This window comes from Halalkalirubrum salinum, assembly GCF_005543295.1.
Classification (GTDB): domain Archaea; phylum Halobacteriota; class Halobacteria; order Halobacteriales; family Haloferacaceae; genus Halalkalirubrum; species Halalkalirubrum salinum.
The window spans coordinates 22,511-30,850 of record NZ_SRSG01000060.1 but is presented as its reverse complement, the minus strand read 5'-3'; the positions used below and the strand labels follow the sequence as shown (position 1 = coordinate 30,850).

At 59.1% G+C, this 8,340-nt stretch carries 6 protein-coding genes; 1 reads left to right on the top strand and 5 read right to left on the bottom strand.

Annotated elements, in window-relative coordinates; genetic code table 11:
- Positions 1 to 177 precede the first annotated feature (177 nt).
- From E5K03_RS17010 to metG, 4 genes are all read right to left on the bottom strand, one after another.
- The gene (locus E5K03_RS17010) at positions 178 to 423 is read right to left on the bottom strand and encodes a DUF7312 domain-containing protein (RefSeq protein WP_138008038.1); all 246 of its coding nucleotides are present in this window, start codon (positions 421 to 423) and stop codon (positions 178 to 180) included.
- A 70-nt stretch (positions 424 to 493) separates the two neighbouring features.
- Positions 494 to 2,248 carry a pyruvate kinase gene (pyk, locus tag E5K03_RS17005; RefSeq protein WP_138008037.1) on the bottom strand — a complete coding sequence of 585 codons (1,755 nt, stop codon included), beginning with the start codon at positions 2,246 to 2,248 and terminating at the stop codon, positions 494 to 496.
- 163 nt (positions 2,249 to 2,411) lie between these two features.
- Positions 2,412 to 2,900 carry a DoxX family membrane protein gene (locus tag E5K03_RS17000; RefSeq protein ID WP_138008036.1) on the bottom strand — a complete coding sequence of 163 codons (489 nt, stop codon included), beginning with the start codon at positions 2,898 to 2,900 and terminating at the stop codon, positions 2,412 to 2,414.
- Between the two features lie 189 nt (positions 2,901 to 3,089).
- The gene (gene metG, locus E5K03_RS16995) at positions 3,090 to 5,210 is read right to left on the bottom strand and encodes a methionine--tRNA ligase (protein ID WP_138008035.1); all 2,121 of its coding nucleotides are present in this window, start codon (positions 5,208 to 5,210) and stop codon (positions 3,090 to 3,092) included.
- Positions 5,211 to 5,300: 90 nt separating this feature from the next.
- Between metG and E5K03_RS16990 the strand changes: the two genes are divergently transcribed.
- A complete protein-coding gene (locus E5K03_RS16990) occupies positions 5,301 to 7,223 on the top strand; it encodes a PAS domain-containing sensor histidine kinase (protein ID WP_138008034.1) in 1,923 nt (640 codons plus the stop codon).
- A gap of 41 nt (positions 7,224 to 7,264) precedes the next feature.
- On the opposite strand, the gene mfnA is transcribed toward E5K03_RS16990, so the two are convergent.
- Positions 7,265 to 8,323 carry a tyrosine decarboxylase MfnA gene (gene mfnA, locus E5K03_RS16985; RefSeq protein ID WP_138008032.1) on the bottom strand — a complete coding sequence of 353 codons (1,059 nt, stop codon included), beginning with the start codon at positions 8,321 to 8,323 and terminating at the stop codon, positions 7,265 to 7,267.
- Positions 8,324 to 8,340: the final 17 nt, after the last annotated feature.

Sequence of the window (8,340 nt, the reverse complement as noted above, 5' to 3'; positions counted from 1 at the left end):
GAGCGGTTGTTAACGGTGAGCTCCTATCAGATTCAACGAGTTGATGCGGAATAAAACCGTGGATTATGACGAGGAGCGGACGCGATTCACCCACGGCTCAGGTGTTGAGCAAATCGAAGATTTGCGAAAGCCGAAAACAGACGTTTTCGGAAACCCGTGGAACTCTCGCTGTACTCTTTAGACCGCCGTGAGGATGACGACGACAGTCAACGCGACCCCGAGCACAACAAACGCCGCGTTCTCCAGAGAGATCTGCTCGGGAACGATCGGCATCGGTTCGCGAGCAACAGCGTCATCGGTCGACATCCTATCTTTGACCATCACGTTTTCGTCATGTTCAGTCATCACTGTATCTTCGCTTGCCACGGTGTCTTCGTCGTCGATCGTGGCGGATCCATCGTCTGAGCGATCGGATGAACGCATTAGCAGCGATACGGTTCGAAGCCGCAAATGCGTGTCGACAGTTTAGAGATTAACAGATACTGAGATAATTTCACCGGCGTCGCGCGCCCGGGGTGATATTCCCTTCATAGACGACGCCACGTTCGGCGTCGAGTGTGATTGTCGTGCCATCAGTGATTTTATCGGGAATCGATGCGCCGCTGACCATCGGAATGCCCAGTTCCCGGGCAACGACCGCCGGATAGCCTGTCATTCCTCCGCGGGCATCGACAATGCCAGCGAGCTTCGACACGTCGCCGCTGAATTCGCCGTCGAACTCGGCTGGCAGGACCAGAATATCGCCCTCCTCGATCCCACTCATATTGCCGTCTGTGCTGCGTGCGATCTGTCCAGAGATACGGCCGCCGGTAACCTGTTTGCCGGTCGCGATCGTCTCAGCAGCGACGTGGACCTTCAGCATGTTCGTCGCATTCGAGCCCTCTAACTCGGTCATCATTCCTGAAAGGACGACGATCGTGTCGCCGCTTTCGGCCGCACCAGACTCGAGGGCGGCCGCAACACCGTCTTCGAGAACGTCATCGACACTCTCACTGTAGGGTGAAAGCTTTGGGTGGACACCCCAAGACAGTGCGAGTTGACGGCGAACCCGATCGTTCGGGGTGGTTGCGATGATTGGCACGCCCGGACGGAACTTCGCTGTGCGTCGAGCGGTGTATCCCGATTCGGAGGCAGCAACGACCGCGGAGGCACTGATGTCGCGGGCGAGATAGCGGGCCGATCGCGCCAGTGCCTCTGTCCGAGACTGCTCGCTGGCAGCGGGGACGCGCTGTTCGACCGTGGCGTCGTATTCGGCGCTTGATTCGACCTGTCGAACGATGTTTGCCATGGTCTCGACGACCCGCACTGGGTGTTGACCGATCGCAGTCTCTCCAGAAAGCATCACGGCGTCAGTCCCGTCTAACACAGCGTTGGCCACGTCAGAGGCCTCCGCACGCGTTGGTCGGCGCGATCGAACCATCGAATCGAGCATTTCTGTGGCCGTGATAACCGGCACCCCGGCGGCAACGCACTTGTTAATGATCCGTTTTTGGATGATCGGGACGTCTTCGAGTGGACACTCGACGCCGAGGTCTCCACGAGCGACCATCACGCCGTCCGCTGCTTCAATGATTTCGTCGAGGTTGTCGACCGCACCCGCGCGTTCGATCTTCGCGACGACGGGGATATCCGCGCCAAACTCTTCGAGTTGATCGGCGATCGCATATATGTCTTCGGCGTCGCGAACGAAGCTGGCGGCGACGAAATCCGCTTGTTTGTCAGCAGCGAGTTCGAGTTCTGCCAGATCGGCGTCGGTAATGAGCTCGATATCGAGATCGACACCAGGGACGTTGACACCTTTACGGCTTGAGAGCTGTCCGCCAGAGTCGATCTCCGCGAACACTGACTCCCCGTCAATCCGAGTGATCGTCGCCTCGATACGGCCGTCGTCAAGTAAGATTGTATCGCCGGGCTCGGCTGAGGCGATCGAAATCGTCAGCCCGACCTGTACTGGGGTTGCATCGTCACCAACGAGAAATTCGACAACTGAGCCTGCCTCGAGTTGAATCGGCTCGTCGATCTCGGCGGTCCTAACTTCCGGTCCCTTTAGGTCGACCATGATCGCAAGTGGCTCGTCGATCGCTTCGTCGACCGCTCGCGCCCGGGCGATCACATCGGCTCTGTGCGCCGTCGTTCCATGGCTCGCGTTGAGCCGAACCACAGACATCCCTGCATCGGCCAGCCTCCTGATCGTGGCCCGATCGTCGGAAGCGGGACCGATCGTGCAGACGATTTTCGCATTGCGCATGCTCGCGCTTGGTCTGACTAACCTAAAAAGCCCCACGATAGACTCGAACCCGAGTAAACGTTCGTTCGGAATACGAGAGATCTGATCGAATCGGCACCCGTATGTGTATTAAATCGTTCGTCGATCGCAACAAAAAAAGTAGACCGAAAACTAAGTGAATGTCCTATCCCATGAAGAATCGCAGCCACGGGTTGTTCCGAACGAACTCCGACTCTTCGAGGATCCCATCGATTCCGAGGATTCGTCCAGCACCCCACGCGCCGAGGCCGAACAGCAACAACAGGTAGACGAACGAGCTATCGACGAAGTAGCCGTGATCAACTGGGAATCCCGCGGCCAGTCCGCCCTGCCAGGCGGCCGTCCAGAAGAACAGCATCTGGAGACCACCCATCATGGCAGCAAATCGGACAAACGCTCCGAAAAGCAACGCGAGTCCGATCAGGATCTGCCCGAAGACGACGAGTGGATCGATGAGTCCTGGATACTGTCCGAAGAACAAGAACAATCCTCTCAGTGGGTTCGCCTCAGCAACCGCGTTGTTCAGAAAGCCTGCCGATGACCACGCGAGCGGATCGCCAAAGCCACCCTCTGCGAGCTTCTCGAGCCCTGCCTGTAAGAACACCCAGGCCATCACGATCCGAAGACCGACCATCGAGTACGCGACCCAGGTCTCTGAGTAGTTGAACTCGACCTCCCGGCCGAAGAGTTCCGATCGAAGCGTTTGTTCGTTTGGTTATGTTGACATGATTATGTACTTCCTCCACCTGGAATGTCACAACCAAAACGTATATATATGATGGAGAGTTCTCAGGTGAGTAGAATCCCCACTAGTCGCCGGATGCTACCGGATCTTCGTTCCGGGCGCCGCGTCGCCGTGGGTCGTGAGAATATCTGCTTTTTCGCCCGCCGCCAGCAACATACCGTTCGACTCAACGCCGAACAGCTCGGCCTTTTCGAGATTGGCGACGATTACCACCCGGGTGCCAGGTAGCGATTCGAGGTCGTGTAGCTGTTTGATGCCGGCGACGATCTGTCTGGTCTCGAGGCCGATGTCGACCTCGAGTTTCGCGAGTTTGTCCGCGCCCTCGATTCCCGCTGCGGATACGATTTCCCCGACTCGAATGTCGAGTTCCTGGAATTCTTCGAAGCTAATACGATCTGTGGTCAGTGGTTCAATGTCGTCCATATCTGTCGTGTCTGTGGTCTCAGTCTCTTCGCCCGGTGCATCGTCTGTGTCGTCGTCGGTCGCTTCTGCGACGCGTGCCTCAAGTTTCTCGTTGAGCTCTTCGACGCGCTCATCGGGAATCTTCTCGAAGAGTTCCTCGGGCTCGTCGAACGATCGCGCCGGTGGCACCAAGGCGGCGTCGACAGTCACGTCGTGAACCGAGCCGTCTTCACCAAGCTGCGCCCATAGTGCCGCACACCGATCGGGTGCGATGGGCGCGAAGAGGACGGCGATCGCCTTTGCGATCTGGACGCAGTCAAAAATTACCTGTGCGGCCTGCTCGGGATCGTCGTCAGTGAGCTTCCAGGGCTCGTTGCGCTGGATGTACTCGTTGCCGAAACTCGCCAGTCGAACCGCCGCGTTGCCCGCATCGCGGATCGAGTAGTCGTTGACCCCTGCGGTGAACGCCTCGATCGCCTCCTCGATTCGCGATTCGACCTCAGGGGAGACCGACGCGTCGGGCGTGCCGGCGTAGTTCCGGTGGGCGAAAAGCAGCGATCGGTACAGGAAGTTCCCAACCGTCCCAACGAGTTCGTTGTTCACGCGATCGCGGAACTTCTCCCAGGAGAAGTCGACGTCCTGTTGGAAGCCACCGTTCGTGGCGAGATAATACCGCAGGAGGTCCGGGTGGAAGCCCTCCTCAAGGTACTCTTCGGCCCACACAGCGCGGTTGCGGCTCGTTGAAAAGCCCTTGCCACCGAGCGTCACGAACCCAGACGCCATCACGGCGCGCGGTTCGGTGTAGCCCGCGCCGCGCAACATTGCGGGCCAGAAGATCGTGTGGTGTTGAATGATGTCGCGGCCGATGACGTGGACGATCTCACCGTCACCACGCCAGGTCTCCTCCCAGTCGTACACGTCTGGACCGATCCGATCGGTGTACTGTTTCGTCGAGGAAATGTACTCGATTGGGGCGTCGACCCACACGTAAAGCACGAGATCGCTCGATCCGTCAGCCTCGCGGTCAGAAGATGATTCATCCGAAGCATCCGCGCCGGGGTAGTCAATCCCCCAGTCCATATCTCGGGTGATACACCAGTCTTTCAGGCCCGATTCGATCCACTCTCGGGGCTGGTTTCTGGCGTTCGAGGTTCCCTCGAGCCCGTCGAGAAAGTCGCTGAGATACTCGGAAAACGCTGATACTTCGAAGAACTTGTGCGTCCGCTCGCGGTATTCAGCAGGGTTCCCCGAGATCGCCGAGATCGGATCTTCGATCTCACCTGGTTCGAGGTGGCGCTGACATCCCTCGTCGCACTCGTCTCCGCGGGCGTGTTCCCCACAGTACGGACAGGTCCCCTCGACGTACCGATCGGGGAGGTACTGGTCGTCAATCGGATCGTAGGCGACCATGATCTGTTTTTCATAGACGTATCCCTCTTGTTCGAGGGTTCGGACGATCGATCGGGTGATTGCCGTATTGGTCTCGTCGTGAGTGTGGCCGTAGTTGTCGAAGTCGACGTTGAACTTCGGGAACGTCTCTTTGTAGATCTCGTGCCACTCCAGTGCGAACGATTCGGGAGAGACGCCTTCAGATTCGGCGTTAACCGCGACGGGCGTCCCGTGCATGTCCGAACCGGAGACGAAGGCGGTCTGTTGCCCGAGCGTTTCGAGCGCTCGCGAAAAGACGTCGCCACCGACGTACGTCCGGAGGTGGCCGACGTGTAAGTCGCCGTTCGCGTAGGGCAACCCACAGGTCACCACTGCAGGCGCATCGGTTGGAAATTCCTCGTGGCTCATCTGTCCTAAGTTAGGCCACGAGGAGCATCTAAAACCCGCGGATTCGATCGCAGAGCAGGATTTAATACCCAGAGTTTGGTACTGGAGGTAATGCCGGATCGCGAACTGGAAGATCAGTCGCCGACCGAATCCGCCGGCAATACACCCGAGGTCGACGGCGCATTCTTTACCCACTCACCAGATCCGGCCGTTCGGTATAGTTTCAGCGACGGCGAGCCGATCGTCACCGCCGTGAACCCAGCGTTCGAGTCGGTGTTTGGGATCTCCGCAAATGCGATCATCGGGCAATCGCTCGACGAGCGAGTCGTCTCGGCGGATGGCGGGGATCCGACAGCAGCACTCATAACGCAGATCAGATCGGGCGAATCGATCGACACGGCAATTCATCGAGAGACGACAAACGATGATCGATACTTTCGGCTTCGGACGTTCGAGCTCTCCGGAACAGAGCCGACGCAGTGGTACGCAGTATATACCGAAACGACCGAAGAGACGGCCCGAGCGCGTCGGCTCGAGCGTTACGAACTGCTCGTAGAGTCCGTCGGTGATCCGATGTACGTGCTCTCAGCGGATGGAGTGATCGAATGTGTGAATCGTGCGATGGCTGATTCACTCGGGATCGATCGCGCCGAAATCGTTGGGAAACGACCAGACGCGTTCCTCACTGACGACAGCGTCGAGCGCGCTATCGAGACACTCCGTGAAATCGAAGCCCATCCTGAGCGCAGACACGGTCGCTTCGAGATGACTGTCGAGCACGGCGGAGAGCTGATAATCATCGGAGAGGCGCATGTGACGGTGTTGACCGACAAAACGGGCGAATCGATCGGATCGGTTGGCGTCGTTCGAGATATCACCGATCGATCGCAGTACGAACAGACCTTCGAGACACTCCAGCAGACGACCCGATCGCTCCTCTCATCTAAAACAGTCAAACAGACGGTTCAGACGGCTGTCGAGGCAACTGAATCCGTCCTGAATTCGGCGTTTGTCACGGTACTGTTAGTAAACGAAAAAACAGACCGACTTGAACCGACTGCAGTATCTCAAGAGCTCCTGGACCTATATGAGATGACTGAGTCACGACTGAGTTTTGACGTGGGCGAGGGCCTCACCGGCGGTGCGTTTGTGACCGGCGAGCCAGCGTACTACCCGGACATTACAAAAGAGCCGAACCTGTCGAGAGAGAACCCCAGACTCCGAAGTGTCATTCTCCACCCGCTTGGAGAGCACGGACTTTTGCTCATTGGATCCGATCTCTTCGATGACTTCGATCAGATCGATCGCGACTTCGCCGAGATCCTCGCTGCGACGACAGAGGCGGCGCTCGACGGTGCAGCCCACCACGACGCACTCAAACAACGAGAACAGGAACTCCAACGACAAAACGATCGGCTCGAAGCGTTCGCCAGCGTCGTGTCCCACGATCTCCGGAACCCGATGAACGTCGCACAGGGGTACACTAATCTCTTAGAAGCAGCGATCGACGATGACGACGCGCTCGGGTATCTCCATCGAACAACAGATGCACTCGATCGGATGGAGACACTAATTAACAATCTCCTCTCGCTGGCACGAGAGGGAACGGCTGTCGAGAATCCAGTCCCGGTCGCGATCGATTCGGTCGCTGCTGACGCGTGGGCGAGCACCGCCCCCGACACGGCGACGGTGACGATCGATGTCGATATGACCGTTGCGGGTGATCGCAGCCGGCTCCAACAGCTCTTCGAGAACCTGTTTTCGAACGCCGTCGAACACGCCGGTGAACGTGTCACCGTTACTGTCAGGGCGATCGCTGACGGCGACGAACGTGGATTTTACGTTGCGGACGACGGTCCAGGTGTCGATTCCGACATTGCTGAGTCCGTGTTTGAGTGGGGGGTGACGAGTGATGCCGAGGGTACAGGGCTCGGACTCGCGATCGTTTCCGAGATCGCCGACGCCCATGGGTGGGACGTGCGCGTTCAGTCCGACAACGGTGCCCGATTTGAACTCCGCTGGCCGTCTTCGTAGCTGGGAGTACGGCCAACAATCGGCTCTTTGTATTTCGGGACTCACCGAAGCCGATCGAGATCGGCGAGGAAGGCGTCGATCGTCGCTTCGGTGACGTGGGGCATACAGACGACCCGAAGTGCACCTGCTGCCGTCGTTGCGATCCGCCAGCCGGCCTCCCGCAGCGACAAGAAGAGCGATCGCGGAATCGATGCGGTGACGAGCGGCAGGTGCGGCTCGACCGTGTCGAAGCCGCGATTATCAAGCGCGTCGGCGAGCCGTTCGGCGATTGCCATCGTCCGCTCGTACGTCTCACAGTAGCCCTCAGGCCACAGCGCCTCCATCGCCGCAACCGCACTCGCGACCCCCGCACCGCTTCGTGTTCCAGTGAGCGACGCCTGCGTGGTTGACTCGAGATATGGCGTTTCGGTCGCCAGCGCGTCCAACAATGACCGATCGCGGACGAGCAACCCCCCCGCAGGCACGACCGCCTGGCCGAACTTGTGGGGGTCGATCGTCATCGAGTCGACCGGCGCGTCGGCAAAGCTCCACTCGAACGAGGTGAACGGCAACACGAATCCACCCCACGCAGCGTCGACGTGCATGCGTGCCCCGGTGTCGTGGGCGAGTTCACAGAGTTCGGGGATCGGGTCAACTCGGCCGTGTTCAGTCGTCCCAGCAATGCCGACGACGAGCGCAGTGTTGGCGTCGATCGCCGCGGCGGTTGCGTCGATATCTGCCCGATATGTTTCGTCGACCGGGACTGTCCGAAGCTCGACCGAAAGCACCTCGGCGGCCTTGCTGAAGCTGAAGTGTGCCGTTTCGGGCGCGACGACGTTGGGTGTAGTCGAGGGATGGCTGTTTCGAGCCGCCCGAACCGCCTGGATGTTGGATTCGGTGCCGCCGCTCGTGATATAGCCGTCGATCGATCGGTCTCCGACAACGCTCCCGAGCAGTGACACGGCTCGCGCTTCCAGTTTGGCGATCGACTGATACGTCTCGGGGTCGCCGGGATTGCTCGCATAGAAGTCCGCAGCAGCCGCCCGCGCGGCCGGGTGCGGCTGGGTACACATCGACGAGAGCACCCGATCGAACGACTGCCGAGGCGGCTGCCGGTGCATCGATCGTCGGTAGGCCA